Origin of the sequence: Chromobacterium sp., from assembly GCF_041912965.1 — a bacterium.
In the GTDB taxonomy this organism is placed as follows: domain Bacteria; phylum Pseudomonadota; class Gammaproteobacteria; order Burkholderiales; family Chromobacteriaceae; genus Chromobacterium; species Chromobacterium aquaticum.
Map to the genome: position 1 here is coordinate 62509 of NZ_JAYSGF010000004.1, position 16059 is coordinate 78567.

The window sequence follows — 16059 nt, forward strand, 5'->3', positions numbered from 1 at the left end:
GTCGGGCTCCCGGTCAGGGCAGGATCAATTTGGAAACGGCGGTCAGCAGCACCGGAGGCTGAAACGGCTTGACCACCCAGGCCTTGGCCCCGGCGGCCTTGCCTTCCTGCTTCTTTTCCTCGGACGATTCCGTGGTCAGCATGATCACCGGGGTGAATTTGTAATTGGGGTGGACCTTGATATTGCGCAGCAGAGCGATGCCGTCCATCAGCGGCATGTTCACGTCGGAAACGATCAGATGGACCTTGCGCCCATCCAGCACGTCCAGCGCTTCCTGGCCGTTGGCGGCCTCCAGCACCTCATAGCCCGCGCCGGCGAGCGTCATGCGCACCACCTGCCGCAGGCTGGCCGAATCATCGACGATGAGTATGGTCTTGGCCATCTGGAACATTCCCCGAATCAAAAAAATGTGATGTTGTTTTGCTTATCGCCGGATTCCGCCTGGTCGCTGCTGTGCAGGACACGCTGCTCATGGGTGGTATAGCTGTTTTTCAGCGCTTCCAGCCAGGCGGCGGTGTCCGGCGGCTCCGGCCGGTGCTCGGCCGCCGCCAGCGCCAGGGTGATCACGTTCTCCAGCCGGCGCATATCGTTTTGCACGCCGCTGAGGATCTGATCGACGCGATCCTGGAATTGCAACTGCACCAGGATGTCTTCCAATGCCTGCGGCAAGCTCTGCGCAAACGCCGCTTCCTCGTCCCGGGGCGCGGCGGCGTCCGGGTTCAGCGGCGCCTGCGCCCGCACCGGTTCGTGCGCCATCTGCGCCAGGCTGCCCATCGCCTTGTCGATCTGGGTTTGCAGCCGGGCCAGCTGCTCCAGCGTGTCGTTGCCCAGCTGTTCCATATTCTGCTCGCTGTCCAGCTGGCGGCCGTTGACCAGGCTGCGCACCAGGTTTTGCAAGGTGTTGGCGGACTGGCCCAGCGTGTGCAGGTGGATGGCGAGATCGGTCTGCTGCCGGGTGGCGTTCTGCAGCAATTCCAGCATGTGTTTGAGCCGGCTTTCCGCTTGCGCCAGCGCCGTCTTGTCGGTGTGCTCGCCGGCTTGCCGCACCGAGCCGCCCACCTGGCGCAGAATGCCGTCGAAGCGCATGGTCAGCCGATTGGCGGCGTCGTCCATCTGTTCCTTGCCCAGCGCGATGTGGCCGGTCCACAGCGGCAGCAGCGCGCAGATGTGGTTGGCGAAACCCTGCCAGTAATCGTCGGCGCGCGGCGTGGCCAGCGTCGGCGCGGTGGCGGGCCAGAGCAACGCCAGCGCCAATGCCGCGCTGCTGAGCGCCAGCCCCGCCCAGAGCCAGGGATGGCCGTGGAACAGCCAAAACAGGACTCCGCCGTTGATGGCCAGGCCCAGCAGCAGGCGATGTCTTGGCGTCAGGGGCGGGAGAGCCATGTCGATTAACCGGGATAGAAAAAAGTCATACCTTTTTTGTAGTTGTTGGTTTTTTCTTATGCAAACGGACGGCGTGGCCAAGATGTTTGCCGACGCAATGAAAAAAGCCTCCGTGATGGAGGCTTGGGGGGCAGACTTGGAACCGTTGCTCAGCCGGGGAACAGCAAGGGATTGACCCCGCTGCGGGCGAAGCCGCGCTGCTCCAACTGTTGATCCAGCGCCAGCGTGGCGAGGTCGTCGGCCGCCGGTTCGGCATTCAGATCCTTGTCCAGAGCCAGGATCTTCAGATAGCTGCCGCAGTCGCCGCAGCTTTCGCCGCGCACCGCGGCCTGCTGGCTGTCGCCTTGCTCCAGCGACCAGTAGCCGATGTCGCGCGTGGCTTCGCAATTGCTGCACTTGGCGCGCACCAGATGCCATTCGCTCTCGCACAGGCTGCAATGAAGATAGCGCAGGCCGGACTCGTTGCCGAGGCGCACCACGCTGGCCACCGGCGGCATCGCGCACACCGGGCACAGGTGGTGGGCGTCGTCGGGTTCGGCCACCGCCGTCACCTGCAATTGCGCGGCCAACTGGCTGAAGTAGACCGACAGCGCCGCCCACAGCAGCGGCGCCCGCGCCGAGCCTACGGCGGCGAAGTCGCCGTCCAACAGCGCGCGCGCGGCGCTTTCCAGCGCGGCGTCGTCAGTCTGTTCCAGTTCGCGCGCCATCTGGCCGGCGGGGCCGGGCAGGGCGGCGAGCTCCGCGCACAGCGCGCGCAGCAGATCGCGCCACACCGGGTCGCGCGGCCAGGCGGCGGCGCCCAGCGGCGGCAGGCCGTGTTCGGCGCAATGATGGAAGTAATCGCCGCGCTGCGGCAGCGTCACCGGCTGTTCGCGCACCAGGCGGTGCTGAGCCGCGGCGATGCGGGCGGCGAAGGCCAGATAGGCCGCCATCGGGTGGCCGTCGGCCAGCGCCGTGAGGCGCTGGCTGCGGGCCAGATAGCGTTCGGCGGGCTGGGGCAGCAACAACGGCGGGATCTCTCCCGCCGCGGTTTGCAGCCGGCCAGCCTCGTCCAGGGGGACGATGCGTATGCTCATGGCTTGTTCTTGTCTCCGGTCATTTCACGATACCAGCGCGGATGATGCTTCTTGGCCCAGGCATGGGTGACCACGCCTTCCACCATCGCCCGTATCGTGCCGCGCACCCAGATGGCGGCGTAGACGTGGACGATGATGCCGGCGATCAGGATCAGCGCGCTCCAGGCGTGCAGTAGCAGCGCCACGCGGATCACCGGGATGGGGAAGTACAGCGCGAAGTACGGCCGCCACATGATGAAGCCGGTGCACACCAGCATCAGCATGCAGCCGGTCATCAGCCAGAACATGCCTTTCTGGCCGCCGTTGTACTTGCCGATGTCGCCGACCTCGTGGCCGGACAGCACCGACTTCACCGCCATCATCCACTTCACGTCTTCCTTGTCCAGGAAGTTGTGATGCCAGTAGCGCAGGAACTGACGCGCGAAGCCGAGGAACATCAGCACCCCGACGAAGGGGTGGATGATGCGCGCCAGCTGCGGCGTGCCGAACACGCCGGTCAGCCAGAAGAAGGCCGGGTAGAAGAAGGCCAGGCCGGAAATCGCCAACAGCACGAAGCACACCGCCACGATCCAGTGGTTGACGCGCTCCGCCGCGCTGTAGCGCTTGATCAGCTTTTCCTTGCTCATGCCTGTTCCTCCTCTTCCTCTTCCGCCTTATTGGGGCCGACGCCGATGTAGTGGAAGAAGCCGAACAACACCGAAGCCGCCAGGCCTATGGTGGACAGCGGCTTGAGGATGCCCTTCCACAGGCTGACCACCGGGCTGATCTTGGGATCCTTGGCCAGGCCGGAATACAGCTCCGGCTTGTCGGCGTGGTGCAGCACGTACATCACGTGGGTGCCGCCCACGCCTTCCGGATCGTACAGCCCGGCGTTGGCGTAGCCGCGGGTCTTCAGCTCTTCCACCCGGTCGTGGGCGTAGGCCTGCATATCGGACTTGGTGCCGAAGCGGATGGCTCCGGTGGGACAGGTCTTCACGCAGGCCGGCTCCTGGCCCACCATCACCCGGTCGGAACACAAGGTGCATTTATACGCCTTGTTGTCCTTCTGGTTGATGCGCGGCACATTGAACGGACAGCCGGAGATGCAATAGCCGCAGCCTATGCAGTGCTCGGACTGGAAGTCCACGATGCCGTTGGCGTACTGGATGATGGCGCCCGGCGACGGGCAGGCCTTCAGACAGCCCGGATCGGCGCAGTGCATGCAGCCGTCCTTGCGGATCAGCCATTCCAGCTTGCCGCTTTCCTCCACCTCGCTGTAGCGCATCACCGTCCAGCTGTGGGCGGTGAGGTCGGCCGGGTTGTCGTAGACGCCGACGTTGTGGCCCACTTCGTCGCGGATGTCGTTCCACTCCGAGCAGGCCACCTGACAGGCCTTGCAGCCGATGCAGGTGGACACGTCGATCAGCTTGGCCACCTCGGCCTTGTAATCGCGCACCACCGGCGGCTGAGTGGGACTGGCGGAGCGGCGCAGGATATCTTGCGATTGCAGTGATGACATGGTCGCTCCTTACACTTTCTCGACGTTGACCAGGAAGGACTTGAATTCCGGCGTCTGGGTGTTGGCGTCGCCTACGAAGGGCGTCAGCGTGTTGGCGCTGAAGCCTTTCTGGGCCACCCCTTCATAACCCCAGTGAATCGGAATCCCGACCTGGTGCACCGTCTTGCCGTTGACCTGCAGCGCGCGGATGCGCTTGGTCACCACCGCCTTGGCCTTGATATAGCCGCGCTTGGACGACACTTTCACCGTGTCGCCGTGGGCGATGCCTTTCTCCTTGGCCAGCGCCTCGCCGATTTCCACGAACTGCTCCGGCTGGGCGATCGCGTTCAGGCGCGCGTGCTTGGTCCAGCCGTGGAAGTGCTCGGTCAGACGGTAAGTGGTGGCCGCGTACGGGAAGGCGTCGTGCTTGCCCATCTGTTCGCGGTCCGCCGGGAACACCCGCGCCGCCGGATTGGACACCACCTTGGGATGCAGCGGGTTGGTGCCCAGCGGCGTTTCGAACGGCTCGTAGTGCTCGGGGAACGGGCCTTCCGCCATCTTGTCGAGCGCGAACAGCCGCCCCAGGCCCTCGGCCTGCATGATGAACGGCGCCATGGCGCTGCCGGGCGGCTCGTCGGCCTTGAAGTCCGGCACGTCCACGCCCACCCATTTTTCGCCGTTCCACTTGATCAGCGTCCGTTTCTTGTCCCACGGCGTGCCGTCCGGCTTACAGGAAGCGCGGTTGTACAGCACGCGGCGGTTGGCCGGCCACGCCCAGGCCCAGCCCAGGGTATTGCCCAGCCCGGACGGATCGCTGTTGTCGCGGCGCGCCATCTGGTTGCCGGCCTGGGTCCAGCTGCCGGCGAAGATCCAACAGCCGGAAGCGGTGCTGCCGTCGGCCTGCAATAGCGCGAAGCCGGACAACTGCTCGCCTTTCTTGGCCAGGAACTGCCCCGGGTTCTTGGGGTCCGGGATGTCCGCCAGCGCCTTGCCGTTGAGCTCCTTGGCCAGTTCCTCCGGCTTGGGCTCGTGCGGATCGCCGTAAGCCCAGGACAGATTCATGATGGCCTCGGCGTTCTTGCCGCCGTCCTTGGCGTACTGAGCCTTCAGACGAGTAAAGATGCCGGCCAGGATTTCCGCGTCGGTGATGGCTTCGCCCGGCGCGTCCGCGCCTTTCCAGTGCCATTGCAGCCAGCGGCCGGAGTTGACCACCGCGCCGTCTTCTTCGGCGAAACAGGTGGTGGGCAGGCGGAACACCTCGGTCTGGATCTCCGCGCTCTTCACATCGTTCTGCTCGCCGTGATTCTTCCAGAAAGTGGAAGTGTCGGTGGCCAGCGGGTCCATGATCACCAGGTATTTCAGCTTGGAAAGCGAGGCCACCACCTTGTTCTTGTCCGGGAAGGCCAGGATGGGGTTGAAGCCTTGGCAGAAATAGCCGTTGATCTTGCCCTGATGCATCAGCTCGAAGTACTGCAGCACGTCGTAGCTCTTGTCCCACTTGGGCAGCCAGTCATAGCCCCACTGGTTGTCGGCGGTGGCCTTGTCGCCCCACATCGCCTTCATCAGCGAAACGAAGAACTTGGGATAGTTCTGCCAGTAGTTCATCTGCCCGTCGGCCAGCGGCTTGCTGGTGTACTTGCCCAGATAGGACTCCAGCGTGGGCTCCTTCTCCGAGGGCATGTTCAGATAACCCGGCAAGCTGGTGGACAGCAGGCCGATATCGGTCAGACCCTGGATGTTGGAGTGGCCGCGCAGCGCGTTGACCCCGCCGCCGGCCATGCCCATATTGCCCAGCAGCAGCTGGATCATCGCCATGGTGCGGATGTTCTGCGAACCGATGGAGTGCTGAGTCCAGCCCAGCGCGTACAGGAAGGAGGTGGTCTTGTCGTGGGCGCCGGTTTCCGCCAGGTATTCGCAGACCTTGAGGAAGGCGTCCTTGGGCGTGCCGCAGACGGTTTCCACCATTTCCGGCGTGTAGCGGGCCACGTGCTCGCGCATCAGATTGATCACGCAGCGCGGGTCGGACAGGCTGTCGTCGCGCTTGGCCATGCCCTTGTCGTCCAGCTGGTAGGACCAGGTGGATTTGTCGTAGCTGTGCTTGTCGGCGTTGTAGCCGGAGAACAGGCCGTCGTCGAACTTGAAGTCCGGGTTCACCAATAGCGCGGCATTGGTGTAGGCCAGCGTGTATTCCTTGTTGTACTTGCCGGTTTGCAGCAGGTAGCGGATCACGCCGGACAGGAACGCAATGTCCGTGCCGGTGCGGATGGGGGCGTAATAATCCGCCACAGACGCCGTGCGGGTGAAGCGCGGGTCGATGACGATCAGTTTCGCCTTGTTGCGGGTCTTGGCCTCAATCGCCCAGCGGAAGCCCACCGGGTGCGCCTCTGCCGCATTGCCGCCCATGACGACGATGAGGTTGGCGTTCTTGATGTCGACCCAATGGTTTGTCATGGCACCGCGACCAAATGTTGGGGCAAGACTTGCCACCGTTGGTCCGTGTCATACACGCGCCTGGTTGTCGACCGCCAGCAGCCCCAGGCTGCGGGTGAATTTGTGCGTCAGCCAGCCCGCCTCGTTGCTGGACGCGGAAGCGGCCAGGAAACCGGTGGTCAGCCAGCGATTGACGGTGACGCCGTCGGCGTTCTTCTCGACGAAGTTGGCGTCGCGGTCGCGTTTCATATGGGCGGCGATGCGCTCGAAAGCCTCGTCCCAGCTGATGCGCTTGTATTCGTTGGAGCCCGCTTCGCGCACTTCCGGGTAGCGCAGGCGGTTGGGGCTGTGGATGAAGTCGATCAGGCCCGCGCCCTTGGGACAGAGCGCGCCGCGATTGACCGGGTGATCCGGATCGCCTTCAATGTGGAAAATATCGGCTTTGGCGTTCTTGGCGCCGTCGCCCAGGCTGTACATCAAGATGCCACAGCCCACCGAACAGTATGGACAGGTATTCCGGGTTTCCGTCGCGCGCAGCAATTTATAGCTGCGGGTGTCGGCCAGCGCGGTTTCGGGCATGAAGCCCAGCGTCGCGATGGTGGTGCCTGCCATGCCGCCGGCGCAGAGCTTGAAAAACTGCCGTCTGCTGACTTGCATGGGTTTGTCTCCTTGGTATGAACCTGGCGCCCCTGACCCACCAAGGGCGCATTGCTCACTCACAGCGGAAAATCTATTATCGCCGTAGGTATCAATTAGTACAAACTATTGCGGTGGATCACAGGTTAATTCTATGACAATAAATGACGCGCTGACGGGCGCGGCGCTGGGCTTGGACATCGTCGACTGCCGCGACGGCCTTGCCCGCTCCCGCCAGGACTGGGTGGCGGTGGAGGCCCCGGTGGCGCTGGTGTACAACGGCTTGTCCCACGTGGTGATGATGGCCAGCCCGCGGGAACTGGAAGACTTCGCGCTGGGCTTCAGCCTGGCCGAGGGCATCATCGCCCATCCGGGCGAAATCTACGGCATCGACATCATCCCCGGCGAGCGCGGCGTGGAAGCGCGCATCGATCTGGCCTCGGCCCGCTTCATGGCCTTGAAGGAGCGCCGCCGCCAGCTGGCCGGGCGCACCGGCTGCGGCCTGTGCGGCGTGGAGCAGCTGGCCGAAATCCACCGGCCGCTGCCGCTCCTGCCGCGGACCCAAAGCTTTAGCCTGGACGCGCTGGCGCGCGCCTTGCCGGCGCTGCAGCAGGCGCAAAGCCTGTCCCAGGCCACCGCCTGCGCCCATGCCGCCGCCTGGGTGGGGCAGGACGGCGCGCTGCTGCATGTCAGCGAGGACGTGGGCCGCCATGTGGCGCTGGACAAGCTGATCGGCGCGCGCGCGCGCCAGGGCTGGCGCGACGGCGCCGCCATCGTCACCAGCCGCGCCAGCTATGAAATGGCGCAGAAGGCCGCCGCCGCCGGCATCGAGATCCTGATCGCGCTGTCCGCGCCCACCTCGCTGGCGGTGGAGATGGCCGCGCGCTACGGCCTGACCCTGATTGGCTTCGCCGGTCACGGCCGCGCCAATCTGTACAGCTGCCCCGAGCGTTTGCGCATGTAATCCAACAGAAATAATCTGCCAGCAAACGGCATCTCAGCCATGGATTGATGCCGGCAAGCGCCGCTGTGCCGGCAGCTTGCGCCGCGGCGCGCCGGGCGCGGCCGGCAGTGGGTTTTGCGTTGCAGCATGCGCGGAGAATTCCGCCTTGCAATTCTGGCCAGGATAGGGTCAGAATCGAAGCTCGACATTTCAACCCTTTCGAATATAAGAAACAAGCATGGCACTCATCGTACAAAAGTACGGCGGCACTTCGGTTGGAACCACCGAACGGATCAAGAACGTTGCCCGCCGTGTCGCCAAGTGGAAGTCGCAGGGACATGATGTCGTGGTGGTGGTGTCCGCCATGAGCGGCGAAACCAACCGCCTCATCGCCCTGGCAAAGGAGATTCAGGACTATCCGGACCCGCGCGAGCTGGACGTGGTGGTATCCACCGGCGAGCAAGTCACCATCGGCCTGCTGGCGATGGCGCTGAAGGAAATCGGCGTGCCGGCCAAGAGCTACTGTGGCTGGCAGGTGAAGCTGGTTACCGACAACGCCCACACCAAGGCCCGCATCCAGGAGATAGACGACGCCGCGATGCGCTCCGACCTCAATGAAGGCCGCGTCGTCATTGTCGCAGGCTTCCAGGGCGTGGACGAGGACGGCGACATCACCACGCTGGGCCGTGGCGGCTCGGACACCTCCGCCGTGGCGCTGGCCGCCGCGCTGAAGGCCGACGAATGCCAGATCTACACCGACGTGGACGGCGTTTACACCACCGATCCGCGCGTGGTGCCGGAAGCGCGCCGCCTGAAGACCGTCACGTTCGAGGAAATGATCGAAATGGCGTCGCTGGGCTCCAAGGTGCTGCAGATCCGCTCGGTGGAATTCGCCGGCAAGTACAAGGTTCGTTTGCGCGTGCTCTCCAGCTTCGAAGACGAAGGCGAAGGCACCCTGATTACGTATGAGGAAGATGAAAGCATGGAAAAGGCCGTTGTCGCAGGCATCGCATTTGACCGTAACGAAGCGCGCATCAACGTCAAGGGCGTGCCGGACAAGCCTGGCATCGCCTACCAGATTCTGGGGCCGATCGCCGATGCCAATATCGAAGTGGACATGATCATCCAGAACGTGGGCGAAAACGGCGCGACCGATTTCTCCTTCACCGTGCCGCGCGGCGAATTCCAGCGCGCGCTGACCATTCTGCGCGAAGTGCAGACCCATATCGGCGCCGCCAAGATCGACGCCGACGACAAGGTGGCCAAGATCTCCATCGTGGGCGTGGGCATGCGTTCGCATTGCGGCATTGCCTCCACCATGTTCCGCACCCTGGCGGAAGAGGGCATCAATATCCAGATGATCTCCACCTCGGAAATCAAGGTATCGGTGCTGGTGGACGAGAAGTATCTGGAACTGGCGGTTCGCGTTTTGCATAAAGTTTTCGGACTGGACCAGCCGGCGTAAATAATTTCGGATACACGCTTGACAGAGGGCGCAGCGCTAATTAATATGGCGCTCTCTGAACGGAGAAATGGCCGAGTGGTCGAAGGCACTTCCCTGCTAAGGAAGCATACGGGCTTAAACCTGTATCGAGGGTTCGAATCCCTCTTTCTCCGCCAGTTCAGCGCACCCGTAGCTCAGTTGGATAGAGTATCTGGCTACGAACCAGAGGGTCGGGCGTTCGAATCGCTCCGGGTGCGCCACAACTTAGTGTCCCTATAGTTTAGCGGTTAGAACACCGCCCTTTCACGGCGGTAGCCGGGGTTCGATTCCCCGTGGGGACGCCAGATTTAGAAAAACCCATCGCGCAAGCGGTGGGTTTTTTGCATTTCTAATGCCGTTTATCCGGCGGAGCACTGCCTGGTTGGACAGATCTCCCTTCGTCTCCCATTTCTAAGCTGCCTATCCGGCAGAGAACGAGCTGTTTTTCATCAGCAACCCGGCGGAGCTTTTCTAAGCTGCCCATCCGGCAGAGAACTTCAGCACATCGCGACCGAGCCGGCCTTTTGATTTCTAAGCTGCCCATCCGGCAGAGAACACTTTCGGTTCTGCAGGGCAATCATCACGACCTTTCTAAGCTGCCCATCCGACAGAGAATGAGCGCGCGCCCGAGGAGTAACCCGCTTTCGCTTTCTAAGCTGCCCATCCGGCAGCAGCACGGCGCGCGGCTAGCTTTTGGCGGGCCGTGTAAAACACTGCTCCACCACCTGTTCGCCCCAGCGCGCTCCGGGCCGCTCCTCGCTCAAGACAAAGCCGAAGGCCTCGTACAAATGCCGCGCCGCCAGCAGGCCCTGGAAGGTCCACAGCCGGACGGCGAGGCGCTGCTGATCGCAAAACGCCATTGCCTGTTCCATCATGCGGCGGCCAAGACCGCTGCCGCGCGCCTCCTCGTCCAGAATGAACCAGCGCAGCTGCGCCTGCCCCGGCGCGTCCGGCTCCGCCGCAATCACCAAGGAACCGATGATGCGTCCGTCGCGCAAGGCCAGCCACAGCTGATTGCCGGGCTGGCTCAGGCGGCCGAGGAAGTCGGCCAGGCCGGTGGCCACTTGCCGTTCGAAAAAAGCGCCGAAGCCGGCGTGGGCGTGGTAATAGCGCGCATGCATGGCGACAATGCTGCCCAGCGCGCCGCAACGGTAACCGGTTTCAACGGCGATGGGCGCCGCGGCCGGCGGCGTGTGCTCGGCGTGCCTGGCTTCCAGCGCCGCCGCGTAGCAATTCAGGCCCTGTTCCACCTGGCGCTGCTGCTCCGCCGACAGGTGGACGAGGGCGCCGCCCACCTGGCCGCGGCCGTAGTCCTGCAACTGCGCGAACAGCTGCTGGCCGGACGGGCTCAAGGCCAGCAGCTTGGTCCGGCCGTCGCTGGGGCTGGCCTGCTCCAGCAGCTCGCCGCCCTGCGTCAGTTTGCGCACCAGCCGGCTCACCGTGGATTTTTCCAGCTGCAGCTTGTCCGCCAACTGGCTGGCGGACAAGCTGCCGGCCAGGCCGATCTCCACCACCGCATGCACGGCGGAAGCGGAGTGCCGGCTCATGGCCAGGGTGCTGCGCATGAAACCCAGCTCGCGCACGATGCGCCGCGAGGCGGAGCGGATCTGGTCGATGACAAGCTGCTGCGGCTGTGTAGGGTTCATGCGCGCTCTCCTGTGATAATGGTTGTAACATACAACTAAATAGTTGCTTGTTACAACAAATCGTGAGCGCGCCAGCCGTTCAGAACTTGTGGTTCACCTCCACCCACCACTGGCGGCCATAGGGCAGATAGCTGCCCACCGGGTAGTAGGGCCAGTTGCTGGTATCGTCGCGCTTGATGGTGTCCAGCACATTGTTGACGATGAGCCCCACCGAAGTCTGCTTGCTCCATTGATACTGAGTGCTGAAATTGGCCAGCACCGTGGGCGTCAGATTGCCATTGCCGCTGGCCTTGGGAATCTTGCCATAGCGGGTCAGCAGCACGGTGGACGACCAAGGGCCGATGTCCCAGCTCAGGCTGGTGTCCAGCTTGTCCGGCCAATCGGTGTTTTCCGGGTCGTTCAACATATTCTTTTCCACATCGCCGGCAAACTGCTGGTAAGTGTGTTTCAGCACCTTGGTGTAATTGGCTTTCAGCAGGAAGCTGCCCCAGCTGGCGGTTTTCCAGCGCAGCTTGCCGGCGATGTCGAAACCGCTGGTGCGCTCGCTGGCGGCGTTGATCGGGTTGACCACGATCTGCTTGATCGCGCCCGGATTGATCAAGGCATTGGCCGGATTGCGCTGCACTCGGCGCAGCGTGTCCTGGCACAGCTGGGACGACGCATCCAGCACGCCGGCGCGGCACTGCGCCTCGTCGCGCAACAGCTTGTCGCCGCTCAGGTCGGTGACCAGATCATTGATGGCGATGTCCCAGTAATCCACCGAAATATCCGCGCTGCTGCTGGGCGACCACACAAAGCCGAAGCCGTAGGACTTGCCGTTTTCCGGTTTCAGTTCGGCGTTGCCGTTCTTCACGTAGTCCGCGCCCGGCGACATGCTTTTGTAGTCGCAGCTGGCCAAGGGCTGGCCGGCCTGGGCGCAACGCCAGTAATCAGTGCTGGATGAGTAATAGCCGCGGCTCTGGGTCAGGAACAGATAATTCATGTCCGGCGCGCGGAAGCTGGTGGCGTAACTGCCGCGCAGCAGCAAGCTGTTCAGCGGTCGGAACGCCAGGCCGGCGCCGTAAGTGAACTTGCCGGCGCTGCTGTCCGGCAGTTGGTAGCGGTCGTAACGGCCGGATAGCGTCAGGTCCAGCCGCTTCAACACCGGGATGAACAACTCACCGCCCAGCGCCTGGCGCGAGCGGGTGCCGCCGGCGTGCACGGCCGGCGAGGTGTTGTAGAACGCGCCCTGATTGATCAGCGGGTCCGGATCGTTGCTGAAGCCCTGGCTGCCCCATTCCAGCGTGCCGGCCAGTTTCACCGCGCCGGCCGGCAGCTTGAACAACTCGCCGCTGCCGCTCAGGCTGAGCGCCTGCAGCCAGGACTTGTTCTGGCTCACCGAGCGCCCGGCGATGCTGTCGAACTCCGCCTGCGTCAGCCGGCGGTTGAACGGCCCGGCCGACGGCGCGTAAATCGGCACCCCCTTGGCGTCCACGCCCTGCTGCTGGCCCAGGAAGAAACTGTCCGCATTGGCCAGCAGCCGCGGCGCGATGTTCTGGCTGGTATAGATGGACGCGTTGTAAGCGGCTTCGTAACTCCAGCTGCTGTCCGGCACCGTGCCGCGCAGGCCGAAAGTCAGGTTGGCCGCCACATCGTCCCACTTGCGGTTGTAGCGGCTGGCGCCGCCCATCTCCTCCGGCGACAGCAAGCGGCTCCAGACCTCGTAGCGGCCGCTGTTCTGGTTCAGGAAATAGCCGCCGTTGCCGGCGGCCGAGGTCCAGCTGGGGCCGCGGGTGTTGTTCTCGCTGTGGTTGAAGGCCAGCAGCGCGTCGCTGAACAACTCCAGGTGATCGTTGAGCGCGTAATTCAGGCTCAGATAACCGTTCTGGCTCTGGTTGGCGGTCTGCACCGTCCAGTAGGAGGCCTTGGCCAGCGGGCTGGCGCAGACATTGCTCTTGCTGCTGCGGTAAGCGCGCACGCTGCCGGCGTACAGGCCGCCCAGCGCGCCGCAAGCCGCGCCGGGGTCGATGAACTTGCCGCTGCTCACATCCTTCTGCGACCACACCGTGGTGGGCGCCGCGCCGTTGACGGTGTTGTCCGCCATGAAGCCGCGCTGGCGCGACCAGATCGGGTTGCGCTGGCTCAACTCCAGCGCGTAGACCAGGTTCAGCTTGTCCCAGCTCTTGCCGCCGCTCAGCTGCAGGCGCAGGTTTTCGCCGCCGTGGTGCTCGCTGCCGCCGGCCTTGACGTTGACCGTGGTGCCGTCAGCCTTTTTCTTCAGAATCACATTGACCACGCCGGCGATGGCGTCCGAGCCGTAAATCGCCGACGCGCCGCCGTTGAGCACCTCGATGCGCTCAATCATCGCCGCCGGGATATTGGCCAGATTGACGAAGTTGACCGAACCCTCGTAAGCCACCGGGTAATCGGCGATGCGGCGGCCGTTGAGCAAGGTCAGCGTATGATTGGGCCCCAGCCCGCGCAGGCTGATGGCGTTGGCGGCCGGGGTGAAGGTATTGCCGAAATCCGCGCCCTGGGTGAAGCCGGTGTTCTGCGCCAGATTGTTCAGCGCGTCGTAGACATTGGTGTAACCCTGTTTTTCGATATCGGCGCCGCTCAGCACCGTGACCCCGGTGGGGCCTTCCTTGCCGGCGCGCGCAATGCGCGACCCGGTGATGGTGACGCTGTCCAGCGTGTTGCCGTCGGCGGCCAGCGCCGGCAAGGCTTGCCCTGCCAAGGCCAGCGCCAGCGCGGAGAGAGTGAAATGGGGGTATGCCATCGTGGAACGCCGGCTGTGCCGGCCCTTTATTGATTTTGGAAAACAAAATCTAGCACGATTGCATATATGTTAAAAATCTGGAAAATTAGATTGTTATTCAAATTGAGAATAATGTGATTGGAAGCATTGCGGGAGGCGGGATTTGGGGAGGAGGGGCAGGATGCGGGGCTTATCGGGGTGCTTGGGCTAGGGGGGGGCTATGAGGACAGCGGGTGCAACTGTCGCGGGCTTGCGTCGGCTCAGCCCTGGCGCGCTTTGGCTTTTTGGTAGGCTTGGTTCTTGTCGCGATGTCCGATAGCCACCACGATGATGATGATTTTGCCGTCGTCCACCTCATAGACCAGCCGGTAACCGGTCTGACGTAGCTTGATTTTGTAGCAGCCTTCCAGGCCATGCAGCTTGGCGGAAGGGTTGTGCGGATGCTCGGCTCGTTCTCTCAGTTTCTTGGCAAACTGCTGTCGGATTGATGGGTCCAACTTTCGCCATTCCTTCTCCGCATCCACCCGGAAAACAATTTCATAGCTCATCCAGGTCCACCTTGACGGTGGGCTGCTGCCGACGTTCCAGCACCAACTTTGCGTCCTCGATGTCTTCAAGCAGGTTCATCATGCGTTCGTATTGGGCGGCAGGAACAAGATAGGCCTCCGGGCGGTTGTGATTCAGGATCACCACCGGATGCCCTGCGGCCTCGCGCATGATGCCGGCAAAATTGCGTTTGAGCTCGGTGACGCTGACAGCCACATCGGCAAGTACCAAGTCCATAACTTCTCCCTAATTAAAATCAATTTAGATGCCTAATATAGCATTGATTTTGTTGTGGTGAGCTGCCTGTCCGGCAGTGAAGCCGCCTTTCGGACACCAGATCAAGTTGTGGATTTTCTAAGCTGCCTACCCGGCAGTGAACGCGTCCAGATCCGCTTCGACGTTCTTCAGCAATTTCTAAGCTGCCTACCCGGCAGTGAACTGTTGCACTCTACGTAATACCAGATGGCAGGATTTCTAAGCGGCCCATCCGGCAGAGAACAACAGGCGGGAGCAGATCGCAACGCACACCACTTTCTAAGCTGCCCATCCGGCAGAGAGCTCTTGGTTGTGCTGCACTCACGTATAGGCACATTTCTAAGCTACCCATCCGGCAGAGAACGACGATGGCGGTAAGGGCGTCGCATACCAGTTTTTCTAAGCTACCCATCCGGCAGAGAACCAGATCACGGTTACCGCTACCTGCACCAAGCATTTCTAAGCTGCCCATCCGGCAGAGAACACCATCACCATCAGTTGGGCGTGGTTCTTCTGTTTCTAAGCTGCCCATCCGGCAGAGAACACCGCCAGCACCGGCGAGGCGACCTCCCTTAATTTCTAAGCTGCCCATCCGGCAGAGAACCCGTCAGCCGCAACCCCAAGCCCAGCAAGAAATTTCTAAGCTGCCCATCCGGCAGAGAACACAGCCGGTGCGGGATTGTGCGCTAGAAGCACTTTCTAAGCTGCCCATCCGGCAGAGAACTTCTCGCCCCTATAAACACCCCTCGCAGTTCATTTCTAAGCTGCCCATCCGGCAGAGAACAATGTCAACGTATTTTTCCGGTTCGTCGTTCTTTTCTAAGCTGCCCATCCGGCAGAGAACGACTACGAAGAGCGCGGGCTGATGGTCCGCAATTTCTAAGCTGCCCATCCGGCAGAGAACGCTGCAATACTCCATTATCGCATTTTCAACGGTTTCTAAGCTGCCCATCCGGCAGAGAACCACTGCACCGCTGATGCGCTGTTTGTTGTCCATTTCTAAGCTGCCCATCCGGCAGAGAACGTATCGACGTAAGTCAACGAATTTACATTGCATTTCTAAGCTGCCTATCCGGCAGTGAACAGCACATGTACAACAGCAATCACGTCCTGCAATTTCTAAGCTGCCTATCCGGCAGTGAACCCGTTCAATTGCGTGGTTACAGCTTCGATGGTTTTCTAAGCTGCCTATCCGGCAGTGAACCCACTACCGGCCTGCAAGCCTACGATCTGGAATTTCTAAGCTGCCTATCCGGCAGTGAACTTGCTGGTGTTGTCGACATAGCCCATCAGGCTTTTCTAAGCTGCCTATCCGGCAGTGAACGCCACGATAGGCGGCAAAGTAGTCGGCGGACTTTTCTAAGCTGCCTATCCGGCAGTGAACGGGTAGGCCGGTTGGGCATGCTCTGCCGTTTCTTTCTAAGCTGCCTATCCGGCAGTGAACGAC

12 protein-coding genes, 3 tRNA genes and 1 CRISPR repeat array (1 of these 16 only partly in view) are annotated in these 16059 nt (G+C 62.4%); of the genes, 5 read left to right on the plus strand and 10 right to left on the minus strand.

Annotated elements, in window-relative coordinates; all coding sequences use genetic code 11:
• Positions 1-13 precede the first annotated feature (13 nt).
• The 6 genes from ACE3QM_RS03200 to fdnG form a co-directional block, all read right to left on the minus strand.
• Positions 14-382, minus strand: coding sequence for a response regulator (locus ACE3QM_RS03200; protein WP_048409685.1), 369 nt, complete (start codon positions 380-382; stop codon positions 14-16).
• A 17-nt stretch (positions 383-399) separates the two neighbouring features.
• Positions 400-1383, minus strand: coding sequence for a hypothetical protein (locus ACE3QM_RS03205; protein WP_374420174.1), 984 nt, complete (start codon positions 1381-1383; stop codon positions 400-402).
• Between the two features lie 149 nt (positions 1384-1532).
• Positions 1533-2459: a formate dehydrogenase accessory protein FdhE gene (fdhE, locus tag ACE3QM_RS03210; protein ID WP_374420178.1), complete on the minus strand. Its 927-nt coding sequence runs from the start codon at positions 2457-2459 to the stop codon at positions 1533-1535.
• The gene (locus tag ACE3QM_RS03215) at positions 2456-3085 is read right to left on the minus strand and encodes a formate dehydrogenase subunit gamma (RefSeq protein ID WP_048409639.1); all 630 of its coding nucleotides are present in this window, start codon (positions 3083-3085) and stop codon (positions 2456-2458) included. Before ACE3QM_RS03215 ends, fdhE begins: the two co-directional genes overlap by 4 nt.
• Complete coding sequence (fdxH, locus tag ACE3QM_RS03220) at positions 3082-3957, minus strand: formate dehydrogenase subunit beta (RefSeq protein ID WP_048409640.1); 876 nt, start codon at positions 3955-3957, stop codon at positions 3082-3084. Before fdxH ends, ACE3QM_RS03215 begins: the two co-directional genes overlap by 4 nt.
• Positions 3958-3966: 9 nt before the next feature.
• Entirely contained in the window at positions 3967-7023 is a 3057-nt protein-coding gene (gene fdnG, locus ACE3QM_RS03225) for a formate dehydrogenase-N subunit alpha (RefSeq protein WP_156183832.1), read from the minus strand.
• Between the two features lie 133 nt (positions 7024-7156).
• Here fdnG and fdhD point away from each other — a divergent pair, with 133 nt between their 5' ends.
• The 5 genes from fdhD (at position 7157) to ACE3QM_RS03250 (ending at position 9733) form a co-directional block, all read left to right on the plus strand.
• Positions 7157-7966: a formate dehydrogenase accessory sulfurtransferase FdhD gene (fdhD, locus tag ACE3QM_RS03230; RefSeq protein WP_374420186.1), complete on the plus strand. Its 810-nt coding sequence runs from the start codon at positions 7157-7159 to the stop codon at positions 7964-7966.
• Between the two features lie 217 nt (positions 7967-8183).
• Positions 8184-9410 carry an aspartate kinase gene (locus ACE3QM_RS03235; protein ID WP_019103005.1) on the plus strand — a complete coding sequence of 409 codons (1227 nt, stop codon included), beginning with the start codon at positions 8184-8186 and terminating at the stop codon, positions 9408-9410.
• A 61-nt stretch (positions 9411-9471) separates the two neighbouring features.
• Positions 9472-9565, plus strand: a tRNA-Ser gene (locus ACE3QM_RS03240).
• Positions 9566-9572: 7 nt separating this feature from the next.
• Positions 9573-9649: transfer RNA gene (locus tag ACE3QM_RS03245), tRNA-Arg, on the plus strand.
• A gap of 9 nt (positions 9650-9658) precedes the next feature.
• Positions 9659-9733, plus strand: a tRNA-Glu gene (locus ACE3QM_RS03250).
• A gap of 381 nt (positions 9734-10114) precedes the next feature.
• Here the strand turns inward: ACE3QM_RS03250 and ACE3QM_RS03255 are convergent.
• The 4 genes from ACE3QM_RS03255 to ACE3QM_RS03270 form a co-directional block, all read right to left on the minus strand.
• Complete coding sequence (locus ACE3QM_RS03255) at positions 10115-11074, minus strand: GNAT family N-acetyltransferase (RefSeq protein ID WP_374420193.1); 960 nt, start codon at positions 11072-11074, stop codon at positions 10115-10117.
• 79 nt (positions 11075-11153) lie between these two features.
• Positions 11154-13832, minus strand: coding sequence for a TonB-dependent receptor plug domain-containing protein (locus ACE3QM_RS03260; protein WP_374420199.1), 2679 nt, complete (start codon positions 13830-13832; stop codon positions 11154-11156).
• Between the two features lie 239 nt (positions 13833-14071).
• Complete coding sequence (locus ACE3QM_RS03265; RefSeq protein ID WP_231461033.1) at positions 14072-14359, minus strand: type II toxin-antitoxin system RelE/ParE family toxin; 288 nt, start codon at positions 14357-14359, stop codon at positions 14072-14074.
• A complete protein-coding gene (locus ACE3QM_RS03270; protein ID WP_019103002.1) occupies positions 14349-14594 on the minus strand; it encodes a type II toxin-antitoxin system Phd/YefM family antitoxin in 246 nt (81 codons plus the stop codon). Before ACE3QM_RS03270 ends, ACE3QM_RS03265 begins: the two co-directional genes overlap by 11 nt.
• Positions 14595-14648: 54 nt before the next feature.
• Positions 14649-16059: direct repeats of the CRISPR family, unit length 28 nt; unit sequence TTTCTAAGCTGCCTATCCGGCAGTGAAC (it continues 2578 nt past the right edge of the window).

Excerpts from the sequence above, each read along its gene's own strand:
- fdhE (WP_374420178.1), bottom strand. The coding sequence starts at position 2,459 with ATGAGCATACGCATCGTCCCCCTGGACGAGGCTGGCCGGCTGCAAACC.
- ACE3QM_RS03205 (WP_374420174.1), bottom strand. The coding sequence starts at position 1,383 with ATGGCTCTCCCGCCCCTGACGCCAAGACATCGCCTGCTGCTGGGCCTG.
- ACE3QM_RS03200 (WP_048409685.1), bottom strand. The coding sequence starts at position 382 with ATGGCCAAGACCATACTCATCGTCGATGATTCGGCCAGCCTGCGGCAG.
- ACE3QM_RS03270 (WP_019103002.1), bottom strand. The coding sequence starts at position 14,594 with ATGGACTTGGTACTTGCCGATGTGGCTGTCAGCGTCACCGAGCTCAAA.
- ACE3QM_RS03255 (WP_374420193.1), bottom strand. The coding sequence starts at position 11,074 with ATGAACCCTACACAGCCGCAGCAGCTTGTCATCGACCAGATCCGCTCC.
- ACE3QM_RS03215 (WP_048409639.1), bottom strand. The coding sequence starts at position 3,085 with ATGAGCAAGGAAAAGCTGATCAAGCGCTACAGCGCGGCGGAGCGCGTC.
- fdxH (WP_048409640.1), bottom strand. The coding sequence starts at position 3,957 with ATGTCATCACTGCAATCGCAAGATATCCTGCGCCGCTCCGCCAGTCCC.
- ACE3QM_RS03260 (WP_374420199.1), bottom strand. The coding sequence starts at position 13,832 with ATGGCATACCCCCATTTCACTCTCTCCGCGCTGGCGCTGGCCTTGGCA.
- ACE3QM_RS03265 (WP_231461033.1), bottom strand. The coding sequence starts at position 14,359 with ATGAGCTATGAAATTGTTTTCCGGGTGGATGCGGAGAAGGAATGGCGA.
- ACE3QM_RS03235 (WP_019103005.1), top strand. The coding sequence starts at position 8,184 with ATGGCACTCATCGTACAAAAGTACGGCGGCACTTCGGTTGGAACCACC.
- fdhD (WP_374420186.1), top strand. The coding sequence starts at position 7,157 with ATGACAATAAATGACGCGCTGACGGGCGCGGCGCTGGGCTTGGACATC.